The organism is Denitratisoma oestradiolicum (genome assembly GCF_902813185.1).
In the GTDB taxonomy this organism is placed as follows: domain Bacteria; phylum Pseudomonadota; class Gammaproteobacteria; order Burkholderiales; family Rhodocyclaceae; genus Denitratisoma; species Denitratisoma oestradiolicum.
This window is the reverse complement of the sequence record NZ_LR778302.1, coordinates 22,666-45,843: the sequence shown is the minus strand read 5'-3', so window position 1 is coordinate 45,843 and position 23,178 is coordinate 22,666. Positions and strand designations below refer to the sequence as shown.

The following is a 23,178-nucleotide window of genomic DNA, read 5'->3' as shown; positions in this document are numbered from 1 at the left end:
GAGTCCGACAAATGACCGCTTCGCACATCGACCTTTTCACCATCGACGACAACGGCCAGTTCCAACTGGCGACCGCCGAGCACGTCATCGAGGCCGCGCTGGCCATCCTTGACGAGAAGGTGATGCGCAACGGCCTGATTTCGGCGCCGTCCGACGCCAACGCCTATTTCTCGCTGCGCCTCGGTGCCCTGGAGCATGAAGTGTTCGCCGCGATCTTCCTTGACGCGCAGAACCGCGTCATCGAGTACATCGAGCTGTTCCGGGGCACGCTGACGCAGACCTCGGTCTATCCCCGCGAAGTGGTGAAGACCGCGCTGCGCCTCAACGCCGCCGCCGTCATCTTCGCGCACAACCACCCGTCCGGCCTGGCCGAGCCGTCGCGTGCCGACGAGTCACTGACCCAGGTGCTGAAGAACGCGCTCGCGCTGGTCGACGTGCGCGTGCTCGATCACATCGTCGTGGCCGGCGGGGCCAATGTGTCCTTCGCCCAACGCGGGCTGCTCTGACGCGCAGCCTGTCACCCGGCCTACCGGCCGGGTGACACATTCCCATCCGTGGGAACAACTTTACGTCTTTTCGGTTTTCCGGCCCGGCGGCCGAAAAACCCGGTAGTTTTAACGACCGTTTTCACGGTCGCCTTTTCCTGTCGGAAAAGTCCATTAAACCTACCGGCGATCCTGGTAAAATAACGCCCCGAAGACCTTTTCATTACCGGGGGTGCATCTTGAGCGAATCACGCGCGATCTACGGCTCGAATACGGGCCTTCTGAGCGATTTTCCCGAGCCGTTGAGGCCCGCCCTTCACCTGGTCGAAAAAACCGGCTCTGCCGAAGCCGGCCTTCTGTTGCTCCAGTTCGTCGCCGCCTTCGCCCACCCCGACTACATGTGCAACTTGGCCATGCTCGAACCTCTGCCCATTGAGCACAAGGAAGCCGCCCTGGAGTTCTTCGAGTTCTGCCTGACCAGCGGCCTGTCGGCCGACGAGCGCGCGGCGCTGCTTCGCTTCGTCGAAGCGCGCTTGGCGCAACCGCCGCGCGGCGCTGCGCGCCCGCGCTAACTCACCTGGCCGCGATCATGTCTTCTTCGCTGATGGATCGTGCCCAGGGTCTTGCTGCCGCCTCGTTCGACGGCTTCGCCTTGAACGTCGGGCTTGGCTCGCTCGCTTTGCTCGCGGGCTGGTTTCTCGGCCATCTCATGGGATTGGCCATTTCGCGGCTCGTCGCCTCCCGGCGACTCGCCAGCTTCGCGCGCTCCGCGTGCCCATTGCTGGGCATCGCGGGTGCCTTCCCGCTCGCCTACTTTCTCTTTTTCCGTTCCTGAGCCTCGTGCCGGATGCCAACCTACTTTGGCTACCTTCGCGTGTCGCGCGACTCCCAGGACGTTGCTTCGCAACGCCTGGGGCTGCTCGACTACGCCAACACTCACGGCTATTCGCCGCTCGTGCTGGTCGATGAGACCGTCAGCCGCGATCAATCGTGGCGCAAGCGCGCCATTGGCGATCTGCTTCTCAACAAGGCCCAGCCGGGCGACTTCATTCTTACGCCTGAATTCACCCGGCTGGGGTCTTCTCCCATCCAGGTCTTTTCCATCCTCGAAGCGGCGGCCGAACGCCGGGTGACGCTCATTGTTACGAAGACGGCCACCGTCATGGACGGCGGCCTCAATTCTCAAATTCAGGCGGTCGCTTTCTCGATAGCCTCCATGATCGAGCTGGATTTCATCCGCATGCGCACCCGCGAGGGTTTGCAGCGCGCCCGCAATGAGGGGCGCGTCCTCGGCCGCCCGAAGGGCAGCACCGGCCGCTTGAAGCTCGACCCCCAACGCGAGCGCGTGGGCGAGCTGTACACCTTGGGTCTTACACCGCCTCGCTTGGCCAAGCACTTCGACGTTTCTGAGAAGACCATGCGCAAGTTCCTTGCGCGGCACTTCCCCAAGAGATCACCGGATTGACACGGCCGGCCCTTCGGTCCGTCCGTGTCAATCCGGTCTTTCCGCTTCGTTAGGTTCCTGGCTCTTCGTTCCGGCTTTGCCGGAACTCGGGCCGTGGACCGCTACGCTCTCGCCGGCTCGATGGCGCCCGGCCTTCGGTCGGCCACCGTCCTTGACAGCGCGCGCCTGTCTCGCCATTGGCCTGTTGCCGCTCGCCTGCCTACCTCCGCGCAATACGCGGCCTGGCCTTAGCTTGGTGGCCGCCTATCCACTATCGCTTCTAGGCTCTCCACTGTCCGCCTCGTAGGCCGCTACCTTTGCCATCTTGCTTCGTGTCGCCGGTCCGTCGCGGTTCCCGCTGCCGCCATTCGGCGGCCGTCCCGGCCCGTCCGCTTTGCGGCCGGAATTGCGCAACTTTCGCACGCGAAAGTCGGGGAGGCGCTAGACGGCTTCCCTCGCTTTGCTGCGGTTCGCCTTGCGCATTCTCCCGCTTTCCGTCCTGCTGTTTCGTTCCGCGCTTGTGCCGCGTCACGCAGGGTCGGAAAATGCGAAAGGCGAAGGCGGCCTTCTTCGTCCGCCGCCTTCGCCTTTCCTCTTCACGCAACCGCGCCCGTTCCGTGGCGTGTGCCGGTTGCCCTGATTTCTGAATGGCTGCACTACAGCGTGCCCCATTCCCTTTCGTGATCGTCCGTTGAAATGCGCTCCAGGATGCGGGCGCATCCTTCCGCGTCGTTGGCGTAGAACCCCACGTCAAGGCCGTAGGGGTTCGTGAGCCAGATTTCCGCACCGTCCGCGTTGATCGCCCAGCCGTCGATTTCCGCGCGACCGTGCGCTCTCAGGTGCTGGTGCAACTTGTGGCTTCCGATGTTTGGCTCCATCGTTTTCACCGTTCTTTGCTGGGCGAATCGTCCCGCTTTGCGGGCCGACCGGGCTGCTCCAGGTTCGCGCATTCGCGCTCATCCCCGCTGCGCGGGGACTGCTGCGCAGCCTTGCACATCCCTTTCGCTTGCGCCCTCCGGGCGCTAGGCCGTGCCTCCGTCCGCCGCCGCGTTTCCCACAAGCTCAACAGGCCCTCGCGCTGATCCGCTTTCCCACAAGAGGTTTCATGTGGAAAAGCGGGCGCGACCGTTGCCTCCTGCGATATTGAGGTATCGCGGGCAACGGCTCCGGTGCCTGGTGATTTGTGGAAAACGCTTATCCGCTGCCTGTGCCGGCCTGTCCCTGGATGCGTCAAAGACCACCTCCACCCGTTTCGCCTCCCCGTGAGGGGAGCCGACCAAAGGCGCGCCTCTGGCCTCCGGGCCGTCTCTCTTACAAGCGCCGCGTTTCCCACAAGCTCCACAGGCCATCGCGCTTTTCCGGTTTCCCACAAGAAGCCTCTTGTGGGAAACCGGGCGCGACCCTCTCCCTTTGGGATATTGGGGTATCCCCGGTCGAGGGCAATGCGGCCTATGGATTTGTGGAAAACGCTCATTGGCTGGCCTCGGCCGTCACCGGCTCCGGCTGCGTCTTTTGAACGGGCTTCGCCGGCTCTGCCGGCTTCGACCCATCTTCAACGAGAAGCGCCTTGATCTTCGGCAGTGCCGCCTTCCACTGGTCGGCGGGAACCACATCAAGGCGTTCCGCCTTGATGAGTTCCAGCACCGCCTTTTGGTTTCGCTCGCGTTCCTTGCGTTGTTGGTCTCGTTGACGTTCCTGGAGACGGCGCAACTTCTCCGCTGCCTTCTGGATTTCCTCGTCGAGCGATCCGGCCTTGCGGCCCGGCTTGCTCGTCGTATTCGCTTCACTCATGGCTCACCTCGTTGAAATGGGATTGGTGGGAAACCGCCCTGATCGTCACGGCCTCACGCGGCCGTCGATCCGTGCCATTCTACCAAATGGCCGGTTTTCTCCACTAGGGCCTTGAGAGTCGGAAATGCACCGTTCTTCCAGCTCGCAGGGCAAGCCCCGCGCCCCGGAAGAACGGTCACACACCACGCAACATAGTTGCCGGCGTTAAAAACCGCGCTGTGGCGCGGCTTTTAACGCGCATACACCGACGAGACACCGCGCATACACCGAAAATGCTATAATGGTCTAAACCGTTGTCAGGACTAGCGAATGCCAAGACAGAAAGGAACGGGCAAGGGGTCGACAAAACCGATTACCCTGCGCCTCGACGATGACACCGAGACCTTCTACAAGCGGAAGGCCAACGAGCACGGAATCAGTCTTTCCGAGTATCTTCGCCAAACGCTTGTACAGGGCGTAATTGCTGAGAACATCCGCGAGGCCGAAGAGCGCATCAGGGCGCTTTTCGCTGAAGCGCGGGCCGTCGCCGCGCCTGCTGCCGGCGGCGTTGTTTCGGATGATTTGCAGTTGGCGGTCTATACCTGCGAGGCGATGCTGATGGCCATCGTGGAGGCGCGTGATACCCAAGCCCTCTACGACGCGCAGAACGCGGCGCGGGCCAAGTTGAAGAAGCTGAAAGGAGCTTAGGATGGCGAAACGCGAAGAGAAGGGAAGCATGGGCAGTTTCTCGCGTGGTGCGGAAATCTGGATGCACCAGGCGCGACTGTTCCTAGTGGCTGTCTGGACGGTTGTCCTGTTGGCGCTGGTGATCGGCATCGGCGTTGCCGGAACGTACTTCTACACTGTCGCCGACCCGGCGGCTAAGTACGGGCTGGAGCGCAATTGGCTGGCCAAAACCCGCGAGGCGCTTTTCATGACGGCCGGCAAGATGGAGCTGAACATCGAAGGTCAGCCGAGAATGCTGGAGGTCAAAGAGGTGGCGGAATTGACCGAAGAACTGGCCGACGATGCGCTACGAACCATGCGCAACGGCATCCTGTTCGGCGCTCTGACCTCCATCGGGTTCGTGTTTCTCGTTAGCCTTTACTGGTGGGGTTACGGCAAGGGCAAAATGAGCGACAAGCAGTTGCGCGGCGCTTCCTTGGTGGATGGCCCGGAGCTGAAGAAGCTGATGAAGTCGCGCGACGATTGCAGTCCCTACGAGCTTGCCGGCGTGCCAATGCGGCGCAAGTCAGAGACGCTGCATACCTTGATCGGCGGCGCCCAGGGCACGGGTAAGTCACAACAGTTCTTCGCGCTCATGAAACAAGTTCGCGCCCAGGGCAAGCGCGCTATCGTCTATGACCCGACCGGCGAGTTCACCCAGGCGTTCTACCGCGAAGGCAAAGACATCCTGATGAATCCGCTCGACGCGCGAAGCCCGAACTGGAATATCTGGAACGAAATCGAAAAGGACTACCACTTCGACAATTTGGCCAACGGTCTGATTCCCGATCCGGCCGAGGCCGATCCGTTTTGGGCTGCGGCGGGCCGGATGGTCCTCAAGGACGTGTATCGCGTTCTTGGCCGCGAGAACCGGCGCAGCAATAGGGAGCTGTACAACTCGATTGCCAAGAGCAACCTGGACGCGCTGCACGCGCTCTTGCAGGGGACGGCGGGCGCGACCTACGTGGACCTGACGACCGAGCGCACCGGCATGTCGCTCAAGATGACCGTGCAGAATCAGTTGGAGGCGTTCCGCTTCCTGCACGATGAAGGTGAGTCCTTCTCCATTCGTCGCTGGGTGCATGACGACTCCGATTCATGGATGTTCATCACCGCGCGCGAAGCGATGCGGGAGGCCCTGAAGCCGGTTCTGTCTTTGTGGATCGACACGGCAATCAAAGCCGTGCTCGACCTGGAGGCGATCCACCGCGAGCGGCTTTGGTTCTTCATCGACGAATTGCCGACCTTGCAGAAGCTCGACATTCTCAAGCTTGCGCTGACGAACACACGGAAGTACGGCTTGTGCGTGGTGCTGGGCGTGCAGGACTTCAGCCAGCTTTACGAAATCTACGGGCACGATCTGGCCAAGACGATCATCTCCGGGTGTCAGACCAAACTCCTGTTGCGCGTGACCGATGGCGCCGCCGCGAAGCTCTTGGCGGAACTGATGGGGCAGGCGGAAGTCGATGAGAAGGAGGAAACGTTGAGCTACGGCCTCAACGCCCAGCGCGACGGCGTGAGCATTTTTGCCCGGCGCTCGATGCGCGACATCGTGCTGACTTCCGAAATTTTGACGCTGCCGGACATGACCGGCTATCTGGTGGTGCCGGGCGATTACCCGATTGCCAAGGTGCGTTACGACTACGTGCCGACCGCCAAAGTTGCCGAGGGCTTCCGTGAGCGCGACGGCTTCGGTATTTCGTTCAAGCCGAAGCCGGCTATCCCCCTTGCAGCGGCGGCGGCCTCGGGCGGCGATCTGCTGGACGATGATTCAATAGATGAGGGGATTCAGGAAGTCGTGGTTCAACCGGGGGGCGAGGTGGTGGCCAAGGACACGGGTGAAATCGTCGGTCGGGCCGAGACACTTTCGCACGCGAAAACGGCGCCGGAGCCTGCCGCACCGGCCGAGCCGCCGAAGCCCAACCCGCTCGCCGATGCACTCTAGGAGTTCGCGCATGATCGCAAGCAAACGTCGTTTTGTCCTGGCCGCCGCACTGGCGGCCTTTTCCGTTTCCGCCGTTGGGCAGGCGGCCTTGCTGCCGCCCGAGGAAGCCTTCCGCGCGTCGGCCCGGCAGGTTGCGCCTGGCGTGGTGGAAATCGCCTACACCATCGCGCCGGGCTACTACCTGTACCGGGAGCGTTTTTCGTTTTCTACCCCGGAGCCCACCAGCCGCGTCGAGAGCGTTGTGATGCCGGACCCACGGGTTAAACATGATCGCGCCCTGGATGCGCAGGTTGCCTACTATGCCCAACAGGTCGTGGTGCGGGTGGCTGTCGTGGGGGCTGGCGAGAGCGTGCAATTGATCGCCAAGGCTCAAGGGTGCGCCGAGGTCGGTGTGTGCTACCCGCCACTGACGCGCACCTATCGCGTATCGTTGCGCGGGGGGATGAAGGGATGATTAGCCTTAACAACGTCGGCAGCGCCGGGCAGGCGTTGCATTACTTCTCGAAGGACAACTACTACACCCAGGATCAGGGCTTGGAGCATTCCGAGTGGTTCGGTAATGGTGCCGAGCATCTTGGGTTGTCTGGCCAGATCGACCGGGCGGCTTTCTTCGAGCTGCTGGAGGGCAAGGTCGAAGGTCAGGAGTTGGGCAAGTGGGTGCGGAACGAAGAGACGGGCGAGAAGGAACGCGAGCACCGCCCCGGCACCGACATGACCTTTTCCGCGCCCAAGAGCGTTTCGTTGGTGGCCGAGATCCAAGGCACCCGCGACGTGCGCGAAGCCCATGAGGCGGCCGTCAAGAAGGCGCTGGGTTATATCGAACGCGAACTGGCGCAGACCCGGCAGACCGAGGGCGGCAAGACCGAGGCGGTGAAGACCGGCAACCTCACGGTGGCCATGTTCCGCCACAACACCAGCCGCGAGCTGGACCCGCAGACCCATACCCACGCGGTCATCATGAACGCCACACGGCGCGAGGATGGCCAGTGGCGGTCGCTGACCAATGACGAAATCTACAACGCGCAGCGCGTCATCGGCGCCATCTATACCTCCGAGCTGGCCGACCGCTTGCAGGCCCTGGGCTACGACATCCGCAGAACCGACGAGAAGGGCAACTTCGAGATCGCCGGCATCACGCGCGAGCAGATCGAGCACTTCAGCCAGCGCCGGGCCGAGATCGAGGCCGCCTTGAAGGCCAAGGGTGTGGACATCGACGACGCCAGCGCCCAGCAGAAGGAAGACGCAACCCTCAAGACCCGTGCCCGCAAGGTCGACGTTGACCATGATGCGCTGATCGCCGACTGGAAGGCGAGGGCCAAGGAGGTGGGCATCGACTTCGATGCCATCCAGGCCAAGGCCGATGCCCAGCGCGCCCAAGGCGGCGTGATTCGTGACGACAAGCTGACCGGGCGCCAGGCGATGGAATTTGCCGCCGCCCACCTGATCGAGCGCGAGGCGGTGGTCTCCAAGAATGACTTGATGGCGGCCGCCATCGAGCACGGCGCCGGCCGCGTCTCAGCATCCGAAGTGCAACGCGCCTTCGACAAGCTGGAGCGGGATGGTGACCTCGTGAAGCTGCCGGACGGCGGCTACACCACCAAGAAAATGCTGGGCAGTGAAATGTGGGCGCTGGACCAGGTTCGCGCCCAAAAGGGCCAAACACCCCGGATGATGGAGCCCGAGGCGGTGGCAGCGCGCATCGCCCAGGCCGAGGGGCGCCAGGGCTTCAAGTACAGCGACGGCCAGAAGGACGCCATCAGCAAGGTGCTGACCAGCCAAGACCGCTATGTGGCCGTGCAAGGTCTCGCCGGCACCGGCAAGACCACCATGCTCAAATCCCTGCGCGAGTTGGCCCAGGAGCAGGGTTATACCGTGCGCGGCATGGCGCCGACCGGCGCCGCAAGCAAGGTCTTGGCACGCGAAACCGGGATCGCCACCGATACCGTCTCGATGTTCCAGATCAAGGAGCGGCAGCTACAGAAAGACATCGAGTTTGCGAAGCAGTATGCCCCGGACTTCGTGCGTAAGGCCGAGGTCTGGATCGTCGATGAATCCTCTTTCCTGTCGCAGCGGCAGAAGGCGCAGCTCGACCACATGGCCGAGAAGGCCGGCGCCAAGGTGGTCTATTTGGGCGACACCCTCCAGCTCCAGGGCGTCGAGGCCGGCAAACCCTTCGAGTTGGCGCAGAAAGACGGAATCGAGACGGCCTACATGACCGAGATCAACCGGCAGAAGACGCCGGACTTGAAACAGGCCGTCGATGTCATCACCGGGCGCGACGGATTGCAGCCAGGTCAGCGGCTGACCCAAGTGGCGCTGGCCAACAATGCCAGGGCCTTTGCCTTCATGGACAAGACCGGTATGGTCCGCGAGGTCAAGGGCGACTCGGGCCAACTCATTGGCGCCGTCGTGGATGACATCCTCAAGCTAGGCAAGGCCGAGCGCGAGCGCACCATCGTGATTACCGCCTACAACGAGGATCGCCGCGCCATCAATGCCGGCGTGCGCGAAGGGCTCAAGGCCCAGGGGGAGTTGTCCCGCAGCGAGGACACCCGGGAGATTCTGGTTTCCAAGGGCTGGACGCGCGCCATGCAGAAGGAGGCGCAGTATTACCAAGCCGGCGACGTGGTGCGCTTCGGACGCGACTACCAGCAGATCGCGGCCAAGAAAGGCGAATACATGCGGGTGGCCGCCGTGGATGCGCCGGCCGGCACCGTGGTGCTGAAGAAGGAGGATGGCACCACCATCGCCTGGCAGCCGAAGAAGCACAACAAGATCGAGGTCACGACAGCGATACCCGCGAGCTGGCCCAGGGCGACCTGATCCGCATCACGCGAAACGAAGGCGAGTTCAAGAACGGGGAAATCGCGCGGGTTTCGGCTGTGGCCGGCGAGCGCGTTACCTTGGAGCTGCGCCAGGGCAAGGATGTGAGCTTGCACCAGGTCGATCTAAGCCGGAACAAGCATTGGGACCACGCCTACGCCTCGACCGTGCATGCCTCTCAGGGCGCCACCCAGCACCGCGCCATCTTCCACATTCGGGCACCGGAGACGGAGAGCGAGTTCAAACAGGCGCGCGCACTCGATAATATGGCCAAGGTTTTCGGGGATCGCAGCTTTTACGTGGGCGCTACACGCGCGAGCCACGAGCTGCGCATCTATACCAACAACAAGGATGTGGCAGCTCAGGCGGTGGCGGCCAAGCAGGACAAGACCAGTGCCGTCGAAACACTCCGTCGTCATGAACATGCAGCGCCCACGCAGGACAAAAACGCTGACGTGACGCGGTAATTGCGGCACAATGTCAACTTTCGCGCGCGAAAGTTGCCACCGCTCAACCGATTTTCGCCTGTCTCCAAGTCACCTTAGACTTGTGAAAAGGACGCCTTTGAAGAGAACAGATGCCAAACCATGACCGACCCTAACGACGCCGACAAGACGGCCGAGGGCCGAGGGAAAAAACGACGGCGCACCCATATCTACGGTGATCGAAGAACGGTGTCGTTGCGGATGGAACCCGCCCTGCATGAGCGCATGATGGAGCTGTGTGACGAGCTGGCCACCCCGGCCAATACCTACGTGATAGGACTCATCGAGGCGGACCTGAAGAAGCGCCGACGCTAACTACCGCACAGCCCGCCGAAACCGGGTATACCCCGACCCACCCTAATCCCAATATCATGTAGCGGATAAAGGTGCGGCCGGGAGGGCTTATTGTGGGTGCGACATCGCTTCTTGCTATTGACTGGAAACGGCTGGCCACGGTCTTTGTGCCGGCCTTGCTGATCGCTGCCATCAGTATCTACGTCCTGGGCTACCGTGCCCCGGCCAACCCCGACCCCAAGGTGCTGCCGGGGCGCGCGCTGGCCGCCTACGACGATCTGTACCCGATCCGGGCTGACGATGCGGGCGCCCTCTATCTGGATCGGGAGCGCTTCACCAAGGCGGTCGATTACCTCACCGAACACCCGTCGCCGCGCGCCATCGCCGATCTGATCTACCTCGGTAACTCCAACAATGTCACCTTGATGCTCGATGGCGCCACCAAGGCCAAATACCTTCTGCTTTCCCAGCAACCCGACTATGCGGCGCTGGGGGAGGTTGATCGGGAGAAGGATCGGATTTTCCAGTCCTACCGCGACATCGTGAATGGCATGGGGCAGACCTTCGCCGGCACGCCCATCGAAATCGTCTTACACGACACGCGCAACCCGCTGCGCTCGATCATCGCCGTGCAAAACCCGATTTCCGGGCGGCGCCTGGGCGACACCAACACCAACTTCGGCATCCAGCTCATCAGGAATTACAGCTACGGCGAGGGCCAGGGGCAGGGCCGTGGCGGATCGTTCATCAGCTACGACCTGGCCCTCAAGGACGGCCGGGCGGTCAAGTCCACCACGATCCCGATCTTCCACGACGTTTACGGGCTGATCGGTTTCATCTGCATCAACATCGACATTTCCAAGCTGGACAAGCAACATCCCGAGGCGGTCGCCCATTTCATCGAGAGCTTTCGGGCCACGATGGCCAACGACGCGATTTCGGAAATGATCCAAAACAGCAAGCGCAAAGACTGATTTTTCAACCACTACGGGAAAGGAAACCCTCATGGACGCTGGCGCCATTCAAGACCATATCGAATATCTCCAGTTCGAGCTGAAGCGGCCGCTACTGGTGATGAAGGCCCCCAAGGGCATTCTCGGCTGCGGCTACATCAACGTCGAAACCTGCAACAAGACCGGCGAGGTCTGCGCCATCGTGACCGGCGTCAACACCTTCGACGACATGCGCAAGGCCAAGGTGGTAGCGGCCTCCAACCAAGCCGCTGAGCTAGGCATCGCGGTAGGCGACACGGGTGAATCCGCGCTAAACAAGATGCGCTGACCGTCCGCCGTCATGGAACCCTCGGCGTGGACCTGACCATCATCTACTACACGAGCTGCGCCTTCGTGCTGACGGTGTTCGCCGTCAGTCTTTTCCTGGCGGTCAAGGGCAACCGGGCCGCCAAGTATTTCCTATGGGTGTGGGCGGCTCTGCTGATCCTCGCACTACCCTACATCACCCGCGCCAACATGATTTCCAGCATGGCGGCCGGTCTGATGCTGGTCTTCTTCCTGTATGTGCTCTACCTCACAGCGAGCTACGGCATGGCGCGCGTCGATGTCTCACACGAAGAGACCCGCCGCGTGCTGGCCGAATCGAACCGGCGGATCGACGAGGAACGGCGCACGCTCGCGCGCCGGCTGCATGATGAGGTCAATCCTCAACTGCTCTTGAGCCGCAACGTCTTGAAGCAGCTCGAACCGCTGATCCAGGACAACGAGCGGGCCGCCGCCTTGCTGGCCAACGCCCAAAACATGGTGTCCGATGCCTATGCGCAGATGCGCGACATCATCAAGAACACCCGTATCGAAGTGATCGACTCCATCGGCTTTACCGCCGCGCTGGAATCCATGGTCGCCCACTACACGAGTGTTTGCGACAAGCCGGCGATCATCCTCGACCACAACCTGCCCAAGCGCCCCGAGCTGCCCGAGGCCGTGGCCGTGAGTGCCTACAAGATTATCCGCGAAGCGCTCTTCAACGCCATCAAACACGCGAGCGCCAACCAGGTCCGCGTCTCGGTGCAGTACAGTAAGGCGCTCGGTCTCTACAAGGTCGAAGTGACCGATGACGGGGTGGGGATCAAAGCATCCCCCAAGAGCGAGGACAGCGCCGGCATCGGCCTGATCGACATGCGCGAGCGGGCGCGCGTATTGGGCGGCAAACTGAAAGTGCAGTGCGCGGATACCGCCAACCCCAAGCGGCCAGGCACGCGGGTCAGCTTCTCGTTTTCGGGTCGGTCGTCGTGACGCCGTAGCGGATCGCCAGCTTGGTGATGTCCGCCGGGTTCTCGACACTGAGCTTCGTCTTCACGCTCTTCATGAGCGTTCCCACCGTCTTGGTCGACAAGCCCATTTCGGCCGCAATCTCGATGAGCGATGCGCCGTCCGCCGTCATGGCGAAGGCGCGCATTTCCTTCTCATCGAGCAGCTTGTTCGGATTGCGATCCTTCACCGCCGACCAGGCCAGAAGCTGCGCAATCTCAGGGGAAAAATATTCCTTCCCTTCGGCCACGGTCTTGATTGCTTCGTGCAGCACTTCCGTGCTCTCGTCCTTGCGCACGAACGCCAGCACGCCGAGCTTGTAGGACTTCTCGATGATGTACTGATCGTCGAACTGGCTGAACACGATGATCTTGGCTGAGTGGTCGCGGGCCAGTAATTCCTCACAGGCATCGAGCCCGTTTTCCCCGGCGTTGCGTGTGTCAAATCGCACATCAATGACGAGCACATCCGGCTTGACTTCCATGTAGCGATCTATCAGCCCGTCCAGGCTGTAGGCCACTTCCACAACGTCAATACCGTAATCCTTCAAAACATCGCGGAAGCCGGCGACGAGTAGCCGGTGATCGTCCGCCAGAAACACTCTAATTCCCACTTTTTCACCTACAGGTCCAAGGGGGGATCGCGCCGATCCCGATGGTCGATTGGCCGTTGTCCAGGACAACCAGCCGTGCAAGACGCCACGCCAACGGCGGGCAGGGTAGGGGTCGCCCCTCGCCGGCGAGGCAACGGACAAATTTTGACAGAAATCCCTTGTTGCCGTGTCGGATTCGCCGCCTAAGCGCCGCTGAAGCGCCGGAATTATACGCACGCACAAACCTATAACTTCCGTCTAACGGAAGTTATTTTTCCTGCACATGGTATCATGCAGCCCTTCCCATCGGCATAACATGCCGCTTGGAAGTGATGGCGCCGCCCTGGCGCCCGGCTTGGAGAGACGAACAATCGCCCCGGCCTTCATGCTGACAAACCATCGTCAGATGCCTTGTCGCTCTAGGATTTTTTTGTTATCGTGCTTTCACCGTGACAGCAAATTGACTGCTAGAATTGCCCAATGGAATACGGCCTGCCCCACTTCTCTTCACGCGCACTGATCGCCGTCGCCGCTCTTCTGGTGCCTGTTGCCGCTTCCGCGACCTGCTGGGACGAGGCGGGCCAGTGGTACGGCATCGACCCGCTTCTGCTGAAAGCCATCGCCTGGAAAGAGTCGCGCGGCTGGACGGGCGCGGTCGGCCCGAAGCTCCCTGACGGAAATCGCGCTTTGGGTGTGATGCAGATCAACACGATCCATTTACCCGTGCTGTCGCAGTACGGCATCCGACGCGAAGACCTCTTCGATGCCTGCACGAGCCAGAAGGTCGGCGCATGGGTGTTGGCCGACTGCATTCAGCGCTTCGGGGCTACCTGGAAGGCGGTGGGCTGCTACTACGCCGGCCCCGCCTCCAAGAACGTTGCCGCGCAAGTCGAGTACGTCATGGACGTGCAGCGCTACTACGAAGGCTACCGGCGACAGGCCGAAGAACATTCAACTGCATCGGCACAAGTTGCCAGTTACCAAGGGGATTGAAATGGCCCGCACGGCCCGTTTACTGATCGTTGCCGCGCTCGCTTCCATCGGCGCAAGCGCCCAGGCGCAGACCTTGAACCAACCCAGCCCGGTGGATCGCCTGTCCGACGTAACGCAGTTCGGCGTGCCGCGCGATGCGAAATACATCTTCTGCGATGGCGCCGACTGCCCGGAACGCTCGATCAAGCATTTGCACGTTCCGCCGCCGCCTCCGCCGCCGGCCCCGGCCCCCGTGGTCATCCCGCAGCCGCAGTCGATTCAACCACCCGTCGAACTTTCGCCTGCGAAAGTCGAAGCGCCCAAGCCGGCCCCCAAGAAGAAGCCGAAGAAGCGGGCCAAGCCCAAGGTCAAGTACGAATGCAAGCCCGTCCCTGTCGAGAAGTGACGGCTACACCCTCTTTGCGTGCCCCGCGCAAGGCCCATCCGGGAGATTCAGGGGAAATCTCATGAGAAGGAGTTTTTCGATGATTGTTGCAAACGCCAATGCGGTGTCCATGCGCGAAGAGGCGCGCCAGTGGCTCAAAGCCTTCCTCTACGTCGGGCTGATTCTGGCCCTCCTGATGGCGGTCCAGAGCGCCTACGCAACGGACGGTACGGAGTTCGAGGCCGCCGCCACCAAGTTCGAGAGCTGGGTCAAGGGCAACCTGGGCAAGCTCGCGGCCTTGGTCGCTGTCGCGGTGGGTTCGGTCGTGGCAGCCGTGCGCAAGGACTGGAGCTGGTTCTTCGGCGCCCTGGTGCTTGCCATCGGTATCGGCATCGTGGTGGGCATCGTCAACGCCAGCTTCACGGCCGTCATCTAAACGGGGAGGGTGGTCATGTCACAAACGGATCTGTCTCACTACATCCCGCGCCGACTGGATGACGCCGGCAAGTTTCTGTTTTGGGAGCTGGATGTAGCCGCCATCGCCATCCTGGGGATGCTCATCGGTGTGGCCACGGAGTTCCCGATTTCCGGGTCTTCTTCGGCGTGCTGCTGGGCTTCCTCTACAACAAGCTGAAGGCGGGCCAGCATCCGGGCATGGCCACTCATCTTCTCTATTGGTTCACTGGCTTTCCTGAACCGAAGGAATTGCCAGGCTCCCACATCCGCGAACTCAATGGGTAGCCCGCCATGACACCTGAAAGGCACACAACGAGCGCGATGCGCTCAAGTCCCAAATCCGCTTTCACCGCCTGATGAATCTGGTGCTGGCCTGCACTTTGTTCGGCGGCCTGTTCCTCCTGAGCTACGTGGTGTTCCGGGATACCACCCGGATCGTGCCGCCGGAAGTCCGCCGGCCCTACGAGATCGGGGCGAACTACGCCAACAAGGATTACCTGGCCGACATGGCCGGCTACGTGCTGGGCTCGATCCTGACCGTCACCCGGAGACGGCGGAATACAACAACAAGTTGATCTTGAAGATGGCTCACCCCGATGGCTACGCGGTTCTCAAGACCGCGCTGGACTCGGCGGCCATGCGGATCAAGCAAGAGCGTGTCACCACCATTTGGGTGCCGCGCAAAGAGGAAGTGTCCGAGCGCGAAATGCGCGTGAAGGTCAGCGGCAAGCTCAAGACCTACATCGCCGACAAGCTCACCAGCGAACGCGACAAGGACTACTTGGTTGAATTCACCGTCACATCTTCGGGGCGTCTCTATGTTTCCAAAATTGAAGAAATCGTCAAGGCCGATTCTGCTGCTCGCGCTGCTGGCCAGTCTTAACGCGCACGCCACCCAGGTCATCGAGGGGGCCGACCGCAACCACGTTCAGGTCAACATTTCCGCGAAGGAACAAAACCGGCTGGCCGTCGAAGGGCGGCGCATCGCCAGCGTGGTGCCCTCGCAGAAGGATGTCATTTCCGTCGTGAAGGATGAAGCGCTGGGCGCCCTCTACTTCACGCTGGCGAGCGACACCCCGAGCGTGGGCACTGTCACTTTGTTCGTGTCCGACGACAAGGGGGTGACCTACAAGGTCATCCTGGTGCCGCGCCCGGTCTCGGGTGAGGAAATCATCCTGCGCCCGCCGGGCGAGAAGGGCGGCCCTGCCAGCGCCGCACCGCGCACCACGGCTGACGGTCGCGCCGTGTCGTACCAGCGAAAGATCAAAGACCTGGTGCTGGTCATGGCCGACCCGGCGCTGCAAGAAAGCGTCGAAAGCATCGCCGTCAACAAGGAAGTGCCCTTGTGGAAAGAGGGCCGCCTGGTCCTGCTGACCAAGTACCTGGAAGGCGACTTGGTGGGCGAGAAATACCGCCTGACCAATGTCTCCCCGTCCGACATGTTGCTGGTCGAACAGGAGCTGTATCGCCGAGGCGTGCGCGCCGTTTCCATCGAGCACCACACCTTGCCGGCGGGCGATGGCACCGACATCTTCCTCGTGCGGGAGCGCAAAGAAAATGAGTGATCCCAACGCCCAAGTCCGCAAGCGCCAGTACATGCTGATCGGGGGGGCCGCCGCCGGCATCCTCGGTCTCATGGGCGCCGGAATGTTCCTCTTCGATTCCACACCCGCGAGTTACCGCGAGAAACCCAAGACCGTCACTATCACGGCCCCCGGTTCGCTCGAAGACCGCGATGCCTGGCGCGCCCAGCAGGCCGCGCGCGAGAAGAGCAATGAAACGCTCATCAGCGAGGTGAAGAACCAACTTCGCCAGCAAGACGACCTCATCAAGAAGCAGGCCAAAGAGCTGGAAGACCTCAAGTCGGGCAAGAGCAGATTGCCCGGCGCCACGGATTCCACTCGGCCGCCCACGGATGGCGCCGTGTTGCAGCAGCCCTTGCCGGTGCAGAGCGCAGGCCAGGGCGGTGCCGGGCAGCGGGTCTTGACGCCTCCCACTGGCCCACGTCCGGCGGGCGCTACCGCCACGGGCGCGCCACTCAACGCCCGCTGAATCAGACCATCGAGCCGCCGAAACGCCAGCTCGAAATCATCCAGTTCGGCACCATCGGCAAGGGCAACAACGCGCTCAATGCGGGCTCGCCCGGCGGCAATACCGAAGTGGTGGGTTTCCCGGTCGACGAGAAGGCGAAGAAGTACGGCACGACCCAGGGCACCGACTCGCGCCGGCAGATCGAGTTCATCCCGGCGGGCTCCTTTGTGCGGGTCGCCATGCTCAACGGCATCGACGCGCCCACGGGCGGCCAAGCGCAGGGCAACCCGCTGCCCGTGGCCTTCCATGTCCTGGACCCCGCCAACCTGCCGAGCAAGTACAAGCTGGACATCAAGGATTGCCGCGTCATCGGCGCCGCGTGGGGCGATCTGTCGTCCGAGCGGTCGATGATCCGCCTTGAAACACTGTCTTGCGTGCTGGGCAACGGCGAAACCGTGGAAATGGCCATCAAGGGCCAAGCCATCGGCGAAGACGGCAAGGCCGGCTTGCGCGGGCGGCTTGTCACCAAACAAGGCCAGCTTCTGGCCAACGCCTTGTTTGCCGGCGCCCTGTCCGGCATCGGCCGCGCCTTCCAGCAGTCCGCCACGACCACCAACACCAGCGGCCTTGGCACTACGCAGACCATCGACCCCGACAAGGTGGGGCAGGCCGCCATCGGCGGCGGTGTCGGGCAGGCCGGCACGATGCTCGCGCAGTACTACCTGAAGGCCGCCGACAAGCTCTTTCCCGTCATCGAGACCGATGGGGGACGAACCATCGAGCTGCTTGTGACCAAGGGCGCCGTCACCCGGCAAGGCCGATGTCCGCGAAGACTATCGCGGTCTTTTGAAACGCACCGGATCGAATTCCAGGAGGTATGAAGATGATTAAACGCGCTTTGTCCGTGGCCCTGCTGGCCGCATTCGCCACGGCCGCCATCGCCCAGGACGCGGCCCCTTCTCAGATCGTCGAGAAGTTCAAGGGCATGTACCCCAACACGACTTTCAAAGAAATCCGCAAGTCACAAATCGCGGGCCTCTACGAAGTCGTGATGGGCGAGAACATCGCCTACACCGACGAGTCCGGGCGCTATTTCCTCTTCGGCCACCTGTTCGACATGAAGGAACAGGTCGACATCACGGCGGCCCGTAAGGTCGAGACCAAGAAGGTCGAATTCCCGAGCCAGCACCTGGCCAACGCCATCAAGACCGTCAAGGGCGACGGTAGCCGCGCCGTGGCCGTCTTTTCCGATCCTGACTGCCCCTACTGCAAGAAGCTGGAGGGCGAGCTGGCACGCCTCAACAACGTGACCATCTATACGTTCCTCTACCCGCTCGAAACGCTGCATCCCGAGGCGAAAACCAAATCCATCGCCGTCTGGTGCGCACCCGACAAGGCCAAGGCGTGGTCCGCCCTGATGATGGCGGGTGTGACGCCGACCCTTCAGGCGTGCAACAACCCCATCAACGACAACCTGGTGCTGGGTTCCAAGCTGGGCGTGGTCGGCACGCCGACCTTGATTGCCCTCGATGGCCGCACGCTGCCTGGTGCGGCGCCGGCCGACAAGATCGACCAATGGCTGGGGGGTAAGTAATGAGACTGACCATTCTTGCGGCGCTGGGCGTGGTGGCCCTTTCCGGGTGCAGCAGCATGTCAGGCTATGACGCGAAGACCGAATTCGCGTGCAAGGCCCCCGACGGCATTCTGTGCGAATCCATGACCGGCATCTACGCCAATGCCCAGCAGAAGAACCTTCCTGGCCAACGGGTGAATCGACACGGTGACGGTGACGCTGCGCCCGCCGATCTTTCGCGCGCGAAAGAGGGTAACGGCGTGTTGACCAAGCCGATCTACAGCGGCACGCCGATCCGCAGCGCCCCGCGCGTGCTGCGCGTGTGGTTCGCGCCCTGGGAGGACTCGGACGGCGACCTGCACGACCAGAGCTATGTCTATCTGCCGGTCGATTCGGGCCGGTGGCTGGTCGAGCACAACCGCCGCCGCATCCAGGACACCTACCGGCCTGTGCGTGCGCCCGTCTTCCAGCAGGGCTCCGGCCAGCCTGGCGCGCCATCCGCTGCCAATGCCCCTCGCGCCAACGCTCAAGGCGCCTACGGCCTGCCCAGCACGTCGGAGAACGGCATGGTTTCCAACGGCACGATGCAGCAGCGACCAACGCCGGAAGCGGCGGCGCAGTTCCTGAACGGCCTGCTCAAGCCCAACGACGTCATTCCTGAAAACCCTGAAACCGAATAAGCGCCCGTGGTTGCGACGCCCGCCGATGTCGCCCAGGCCGGTGCCGTTCAGTAACCCTCGAAGGAAAGCCCGATGCAAAAAACCATGATGGAACAACTGAAAGGTGCGGCGTCCCGCTTTTGGGATCAAACCGTGCTGGGCAATACGCCCGATGTTGGCAAGAACCCGGCGCCGCTCGATGCGGCCAATGAACTCACCAAGGTCTACGGCCTGCACAACATCCTGCGCTATGACCAGTTCGACCCGGAACGCGAGCTGTTCTACAACGACAACTCGGTGGCCTTCGCCTTCGAGGTGTTGGCCCAAACCGGCGCCGATGACGAAATGGCCAATCGCCTGGCCACGCTCTTTACTCCCATCCCGCCGCACTTCGGCGTGCAGTGGTGCTTGTTCGGCAGCCCCATTCTCGATCAGCAGTATCAAGCCTACAAGGATCAGCGCCACATCGCCGTGGATCGCGGCGAGACCAGCTCGTTCTTCCTGGAGCTGGCCGAGCGCCGCATCAACTACATCCGGCGCACGTCGGGGCGGCCGCTGTTCCCCAACGACAACTTCATGATTAAGAACATCCGGCTGATGATTTCCGTCACCAAGGCCGGATCGCACACGGATAGCAAGCTCGTTGAAGAAATGACCGAGCTGCGCGAGACCATCCGCGCCTCGCTGCGCACGGCCAACTTGCCGGCCTACACCATGAACGCCGATGGGCTCATCGACTTCCTCTGGCCCATCCTCAACCCCGAAGTCATGTTCAATGGCCAGCCGTTCCCGGCGCTGGGCTACGACGAGGGCAAGCCACTCAAGCATCAGCTCACCGACTTCGGCCAGCATGTCCGCGTCAAGGCCGACGAGATCCTTTTCGGGATGCCGCCGGCCTCCGAGGACGAGGAAGACACGCGCATTTCCATGCGCGGATTCGGCGTCCTGCAATACCCACAGAAGAAAGAGCTGTGGGAAATGGCCAACATCATCGGCAGCTTCTTCGATGACGGCTTGCAGTACCCATGCCCGTTTGTCGTCACGGGCGGCGTTTTCACCCTGGACCCCAACATCGTGGACAGCAAGGCCCAGCTCAAGAGCGCGCGGGCCAAGATGAATGCCAAGTCCAAGATGGCCGAGTACCAGCCGGAGCTGGCCACCCAGGCGCAGGATTGGGACATCGTGATGCACCAGCTCAACAACGGCGGGAGCATGTGCGAGATGTACCACACCCTGCTGTTGATCGCGCCAAGGTCGCAGATGAATCGCTCCAGTCAGATCGCACTCAACGTCTGGCGCAATGAGCGCTTCACCATCACTCCGCTCAAATTGTTGCAACTGGCCACGCTGTACTCCAGCCTGCCCATGACGTTGACCGAGACGGCCCGCGAAGACCTCAAGAAACTGCGCCTCATCACCACCAAGACGACCGTCAATGCCGTCGACATGGCGCCGATCATCGGCGAGTGGAAGGGGGCCGGCGACCCCGTGATGCTCTTCTTCGGCCGTCGCGGTTCGCCGACCTTCCTGGATTTCTACTCGAACCAGCAGGGCAACTACAACGTCTTCGTGGCCGGCGTGTCCGGCTCCGGCAAGTCGGTGGCCATGAACGAGATCGTCAGTGCCTACCGTGGCATCGGCGCGCGGGTGTGGGTTATCGACGTGGGCCGCAGTTACCAGAACCTGATTCGACTCCAGAAGGGCACCTTCATCGAGTTCACGCCCTTCGCCAAGAACCCGCTCTGCATCAATCCCTTCTCTTGGGTCGGGACGGACAACGAACTCGACTTCAAGGCGGAAATGCGCCTGCTCAAGCCCATGATCGGCCGCATGGCAAGCCCGAATGCGCCGCTGACCGAGTTTCAATACTCACTGATCGCCGAGGCGATTACGGCCGTCTGGAAGGACTACGGCCCCGAAACGACCCCGACCAAAATCCGCGACTTCCTGCTCGACAAGATCAAGAACGAGTCCGGCGGGGTGGAGCGGGTGGCCTACGAGCTGGCCAAGCAGCTCCAACCTTTCACGACCGAAGGCATCTACGGCGAGTATTTCAACGGGCCGGCCAATATCTCGCTCGACGGCGACATGATCGGCCTGGAGCTGGAAGAGCTGAAGAATGCCCTGAGCTGCGCCGCGTGGTGCTCTTCGTGCTCACCAGCCGGATTGCCCACGACATGTACCTGTCGCGCGATCGCAAGAAGATTTGTCTCGTCGATGAGGCGTGGCAGCTCCTGGGCGCCGACAAGGAAACGGCCGAGTTCATCGAAGAGGGCTACCGGCGCGCCCGTAAGTACAACGGGATTTTCTGCGTCGGCACCCAGGGCATCGAAGACGCCTTCAAGAACGACGCCAGCCAGGCCGCCTACTCCAACGCCGACTGGAAACTCTTTCTGCGCCAGGACAAGAAGAACCTGGAGAAGCTGATCGAGGACGGCATGGTGAACTTCAGTCCGGCCGTCAAACGGATGCTGTTGTCACTGCGTACCGAACGCGGCCGCTTCTCCGAAATGCTGATCGCCTCGCCCAACGGCGATTCCGTGGTGCGCCACATTCCCGACCCGTTTTCCCTGCTGATGGCGAGCACCAACGCCACCGACTTCAACGAATGCGAGTCATTGCTCAACCAGGGCTATTCGACCATGGAGGCCCTGACGATCATGCTGCAAAGGAGAGGACAACTTGTCTAACGAAACCCCCACCGTTGCGGCCCTTCAACCGGTGCCGGCCGCACCTTCGCGCGTGCGCGACATCCTGACCACGGCACTCGCCTCGACCCTCTTTACCCTCGCCGCCCTCGCGCCCATCGCCTACATGGCGGCCCAGCGCATCCCGCCGCGCCTAGCCACGGTCGATCTGCAAAAGCTGGTCGAAGAAGACCAAGAGCGCGCCATGAAGATTCTTGGCGCCGGCTCTTTGACCGACGATCAACGCGCCGGCCTCGAAAAGATGACGGCCGAGTTCGCCGTCAAGCTCTCCACCACCATCGACGCAGTAGGGCAGGAATGCGGCTGCGTCCTCGTCAACAAGGCGGCGCTGCTGGGCGGCACCGCTGCCGACTACACCGATCTGGTGCGCCAAAGGATGAAATGATGAACGCCAAGCGCCTTTATTGGGGGGTGTGTGGTGGCTTCTTCGCAGCGGCTGCGCTCGCGTGGGCCTCGACCCCCTATCTCGACTTCACGATCAACATGACTTCCAGTCTGCCCGGCACCCTCTACGTGGTGCACAAGGGCGGCGCCTTCAAGAAGGGCGACCTGATCGCTTACCGCTGGCATGGCGGCGCCACGTACCCCGCCGGCACCACGTTCATTAAGCGCGTTGAGGGCATCCCAGGCGACACCGTGAAGCGCGAAGGCGCGGCGTTTTGGGTTAATGACCACTACATCGGGCTGGCCAAGCCGAAGTCGCGTGCCGGGGTGCCGCTAGTGCCCGCCGGAGCTGGTGCAATCCCGGCGGGGGAATACTTCGTGGCGACGCCCAGCGTCGATAGCCTTGATTCCCGCTACTCCCTGTCCGGCAACATCAAGGCGGCGGCCGTGATCGGGAGGGCCTATGCGATCTTCTAAGCTGGTCATCGCGGCCGCTGTCGCCCTGATCCTTCCGGCGGCCCAAGCTGCGCACTTCGGCACCCTCGGGCAGACCTACCCGATTGCCGAAGAAAGTGCGCTCACGATGATTATGAAGAAGCTCCAGGAAAAGGAGCGAACCGGCGAGCTGAAGAAGCTCCAGCAAGAAGCCGTGCGCCGGTCCATGAACAGCGTGAAGAACATGCCGCCCGTCGACGGGATCGCCACCGTCACCGAGCGCGCGCAGCGTCTCATTGATCCGACCGTCTACTACCCCAAGGCCGTCACCACCGACGAGGGGCAGGTTGTGGTGCCAGCGGGCGCGCGCATCAATCCCCTCGAAATCACGGGCCTGTCCAAGACCCTCGTGTTCTTCGACGGCCGCGATCCCGCCCAGCGCGAGGCCGTGCGCCTGCTGGTGCAGAAGCAACAGAAGCGCATCAAGCCCATCCTCGTCGCCGGCTCCTGGCTGGACATGACCCGCACCTGGAAAACCCAGGTGTTCTATGACCAGCACGGCACCTTGAGCAAGCGCTTCGGCATCCGGGCCGTCCCGTCCCTGATCCGCCAAGAGGGCAAGGCTCTGCTACTCGAAGAAATCCCCGCGAAGGAGTTGAAATGAAACGCTGGCTCTACGTCGCACTGCTGCTGCTCACCGCCACTTTCGCGCGCGAAAGTCTCGCGGGTGTCTGCCAAGGCAAGTTC

The 23,178-nt window shown here is 62.2% G+C and carries 28 protein-coding genes and 3 pseudogenes; 27 read left to right on the top strand and 4 right to left on the bottom strand.

What is annotated here, in order from left to right:
- Positions 1-11 precede the first annotated feature (11 nt).
- The 4 genes from radC (at position 12) to DENOEST_RS19370 (ending at position 1,950) form a co-directional block, all read left to right on the top strand.
- A complete protein-coding gene (radC, locus tag DENOEST_RS19385; RefSeq protein WP_183148358.1) occupies positions 12-506 on the top strand; it encodes a RadC family protein in 495 nt (164 codons plus the stop codon).
- Between the two features lie 218 nt (positions 507-724).
- Entirely contained in the window at positions 725-1,057 is a 333-nt protein-coding gene (locus DENOEST_RS19380; protein WP_183148357.1) for a hypothetical protein, read from the top strand.
- A 17-nt stretch (positions 1,058-1,074) separates the two neighbouring features.
- Positions 1,075-1,320, top strand: a complete 246-nt coding sequence (locus DENOEST_RS19375; protein WP_183148356.1) for a hypothetical protein — start codon at positions 1,075-1,077, stop codon at positions 1,318-1,320.
- Between the two features lie 12 nt (positions 1,321-1,332).
- A complete protein-coding gene (locus DENOEST_RS19370; protein ID WP_183148355.1) occupies positions 1,333-1,950 on the top strand; it encodes a recombinase family protein in 618 nt (205 codons plus the stop codon).
- Between the two features lie 635 nt (positions 1,951-2,585).
- Here DENOEST_RS19370 and DENOEST_RS19365 read toward each other — a convergent pair.
- Both DENOEST_RS19365 and DENOEST_RS19360 read right to left on the bottom strand, forming a co-directional pair.
- Positions 2,586-2,879, bottom strand: a complete 294-nt coding sequence (locus DENOEST_RS19365; protein WP_232096610.1) for a hypothetical protein — start codon at positions 2,877-2,879, stop codon at positions 2,586-2,588.
- Positions 2,880-3,399: 520 nt separating this feature from the next.
- Positions 3,400-3,720, bottom strand: a complete 321-nt coding sequence (locus DENOEST_RS19360; RefSeq protein WP_183148354.1) for a hypothetical protein — start codon at positions 3,718-3,720, stop codon at positions 3,400-3,402.
- A 309-nt stretch (positions 3,721-4,029) separates the two neighbouring features.
- Here DENOEST_RS19360 and DENOEST_RS19355 point away from each other — a divergent pair, with 309 nt between their 5' ends.
- The 9 genes from DENOEST_RS19355 (at position 4,030) to DENOEST_RS19320 (ending at position 12,221) form a co-directional block, all read left to right on the top strand.
- Positions 4,030-4,407: a plasmid mobilization protein gene (locus DENOEST_RS19355; RefSeq protein WP_183148353.1), complete on the top strand. Its 378-nt coding sequence runs from the start codon at positions 4,030-4,032 to the stop codon at positions 4,405-4,407.
- Position 4,408: 1 nt separating this feature from the next.
- A complete protein-coding gene (locus DENOEST_RS19350; protein ID WP_183148352.1) occupies positions 4,409-6,370 on the top strand; it encodes a type IV secretion system DNA-binding domain-containing protein in 1,962 nt (653 codons plus the stop codon).
- Positions 6,371-6,380: 10 nt separating this feature from the next.
- A complete protein-coding gene (locus DENOEST_RS19345) occupies positions 6,381-6,824 on the top strand; it encodes a protein-disulfide reductase DsbD N-terminal domain-containing protein (protein WP_183148351.1) in 444 nt (147 codons plus the stop codon).
- The gene (gene mobF / locus DENOEST_RS19340) at positions 6,821-9,193 is read left to right on the top strand and encodes a MobF family relaxase (RefSeq protein ID WP_232096609.1); all 2,373 of its coding nucleotides are present in this window, start codon (positions 6,821-6,823) and stop codon (positions 9,191-9,193) included. Before DENOEST_RS19345 ends, mobF begins: the two co-directional genes overlap by 4 nt.
- 80 nt (positions 9,194-9,273) lie before the next feature.
- Complete coding sequence (locus DENOEST_RS20355) at positions 9,274-9,660, top strand: hypothetical protein (protein WP_232096608.1); 387 nt, start codon at positions 9,274-9,276, stop codon at positions 9,658-9,660.
- A gap of 120 nt (positions 9,661-9,780) precedes the next feature.
- Positions 9,781-9,993 carry a hypothetical protein gene (locus DENOEST_RS19335; RefSeq protein ID WP_183148350.1) on the top strand — a complete coding sequence of 71 codons (213 nt, stop codon included), beginning with the start codon at positions 9,781-9,783 and terminating at the stop codon, positions 9,991-9,993.
- A 92-nt stretch (positions 9,994-10,085) separates the two neighbouring features.
- Positions 10,086-10,946 carry a PAS domain-containing protein gene (locus tag DENOEST_RS19330; protein WP_232096607.1) on the top strand — a complete coding sequence of 287 codons (861 nt, stop codon included), beginning with the start codon at positions 10,086-10,088 and terminating at the stop codon, positions 10,944-10,946.
- A 31-nt stretch (positions 10,947-10,977) separates the two neighbouring features.
- The gene (locus DENOEST_RS19325) at positions 10,978-11,253 is read left to right on the top strand and encodes a YunC family protein (RefSeq protein ID WP_183148349.1); all 276 of its coding nucleotides are present in this window, start codon (positions 10,978-10,980) and stop codon (positions 11,251-11,253) included.
- 26 nt (positions 11,254-11,279) lie between these two features.
- A complete protein-coding gene (locus tag DENOEST_RS19320) occupies positions 11,280-12,221 on the top strand; it encodes a sensor histidine kinase (RefSeq protein ID WP_183148348.1) in 942 nt (313 codons plus the stop codon).
- Here the strand turns inward: DENOEST_RS19320 and DENOEST_RS19315 are convergent.
- Positions 12,190-12,837 (bottom strand): response regulator, encoded by a 648-nt coding sequence (locus DENOEST_RS19315; protein ID WP_232096606.1) that lies wholly within the window; start codon positions 12,835-12,837, stop codon positions 12,190-12,192. The two genes, DENOEST_RS19320 and DENOEST_RS19315, sit on opposite strands and share 32 nt — an antisense overlap.
- 471 nt (positions 12,838-13,308) lie before the next feature.
- On the opposite strand from DENOEST_RS19315, the gene DENOEST_RS19310 reads away from it, so the two are divergent.
- The 7 genes and pseudogenes from DENOEST_RS19310 to DENOEST_RS20330 all read left to right on the top strand — a co-directional run bounded on the left by DENOEST_RS19310 (position 13,309) and on the right by DENOEST_RS20330 (position 16,693).
- On the top strand, positions 13,309-13,821 hold the full coding sequence (locus DENOEST_RS19310; protein WP_183148346.1) for a lytic transglycosylase domain-containing protein: 513 nt from the start codon (positions 13,309-13,311) through the stop codon (positions 13,819-13,821).
- A 1-nt stretch (position 13,822) separates the two neighbouring features.
- Complete coding sequence (locus DENOEST_RS19305) at positions 13,823-14,206, top strand: hypothetical protein (RefSeq protein WP_183148345.1); 384 nt, start codon at positions 13,823-13,825, stop codon at positions 14,204-14,206.
- A gap of 79 nt (positions 14,207-14,285) precedes the next feature.
- Positions 14,286-14,621 carry a TrbC/VirB2 family protein gene (locus DENOEST_RS19300; protein WP_183148344.1) on the top strand — a complete coding sequence of 112 codons (336 nt, stop codon included), beginning with the start codon at positions 14,286-14,288 and terminating at the stop codon, positions 14,619-14,621.
- A gap of 15 nt (positions 14,622-14,636) precedes the next feature.
- Positions 14,637-14,926: pseudogene (gene traL, locus DENOEST_RS20710) on the top strand (type IV conjugative transfer system protein TraL).
- 71 nt (positions 14,927-14,997) lie between these two features.
- Positions 14,998-15,524 (top strand): annotated as a pseudogene (locus tag DENOEST_RS20705) (type IV conjugative transfer system protein TraE).
- The gene (locus DENOEST_RS19285) at positions 15,460-16,206 is read left to right on the top strand and encodes a type-F conjugative transfer system secretin TraK (RefSeq protein WP_183148343.1); all 747 of its coding nucleotides are present in this window, start codon (positions 15,460-15,462) and stop codon (positions 16,204-16,206) included. The pseudogene DENOEST_RS20705 and the gene DENOEST_RS19285 overlap by 65 nt, the downstream one beginning before the upstream one ends.
- Entirely contained in the window at positions 16,199-16,693 is a 495-nt protein-coding gene (locus tag DENOEST_RS20330; RefSeq protein WP_232096601.1) for a hypothetical protein, read from the top strand. Before DENOEST_RS19285 ends, DENOEST_RS20330 begins: the two co-directional genes overlap by 8 nt.
- Before the next feature lies 1 nt (position 16,694).
- On the opposite strand, the gene DENOEST_RS20325 is transcribed toward DENOEST_RS20330, so the two are convergent.
- Entirely contained in the window at positions 16,695-16,883 is a 189-nt protein-coding gene (locus DENOEST_RS20325) for a hypothetical protein (RefSeq protein WP_232096600.1), read from the bottom strand.
- A 28-nt stretch (positions 16,884-16,911) separates the two neighbouring features.
- Here DENOEST_RS20325 and DENOEST_RS20320 point away from each other — a divergent pair, with 28 nt between their 5' ends.
- The 7 genes and pseudogenes from DENOEST_RS20320 to traW all read left to right on the top strand — a co-directional run bounded on the left by DENOEST_RS20320 (position 16,912) and on the right by traW (position 23,095).
- Positions 16,912-17,553: a TraB/VirB10 family protein gene (locus DENOEST_RS20320; RefSeq protein ID WP_232096599.1), complete on the top strand. Its 642-nt coding sequence runs from the start codon at positions 16,912-16,914 to the stop codon at positions 17,551-17,553.
- 2 nt (positions 17,554-17,555) lie between these two features.
- Positions 17,556-18,266 (top strand): DsbC family protein, encoded by a 711-nt coding sequence (locus tag DENOEST_RS19275; RefSeq protein WP_183148342.1) that lies wholly within the window; start codon positions 17,556-17,558, stop codon positions 18,264-18,266.
- Positions 18,266-18,925 carry a type IV conjugative transfer system lipoprotein TraV gene (gene traV, locus DENOEST_RS19270; protein ID WP_183148341.1) on the top strand — a complete coding sequence of 220 codons (660 nt, stop codon included), beginning with the start codon at positions 18,266-18,268 and terminating at the stop codon, positions 18,923-18,925. Before DENOEST_RS19275 ends, traV begins: the two co-directional genes overlap by 1 nt.
- 72 nt (positions 18,926-18,997) lie before the next feature.
- Positions 18,998-21,594 (top strand): annotated as a pseudogene (traC, locus tag DENOEST_RS19265) (type IV secretion system protein TraC).
- The gene (locus tag DENOEST_RS19260; protein WP_183148340.1) at positions 21,587-21,997 is read left to right on the top strand and encodes a hypothetical protein; all 411 of its coding nucleotides are present in this window, start codon (positions 21,587-21,589) and stop codon (positions 21,995-21,997) included. Before traC ends, DENOEST_RS19260 begins: the two are co-directional and overlap by 8 nt.
- Complete coding sequence (locus tag DENOEST_RS19255) at positions 21,994-22,473, top strand: S26 family signal peptidase (protein WP_232096598.1); 480 nt, start codon at positions 21,994-21,996, stop codon at positions 22,471-22,473. Before DENOEST_RS19260 ends, DENOEST_RS19255 begins: the two co-directional genes overlap by 4 nt.
- Positions 22,460-23,095 carry a type-F conjugative transfer system protein TraW gene (traW, locus tag DENOEST_RS19250; protein ID WP_183148339.1) on the top strand — a complete coding sequence of 212 codons (636 nt, stop codon included), beginning with the start codon at positions 22,460-22,462 and terminating at the stop codon, positions 23,093-23,095. Before DENOEST_RS19255 ends, traW begins: the two co-directional genes overlap by 14 nt.
- Positions 23,096-23,178: the final 83 nt, after the last annotated feature.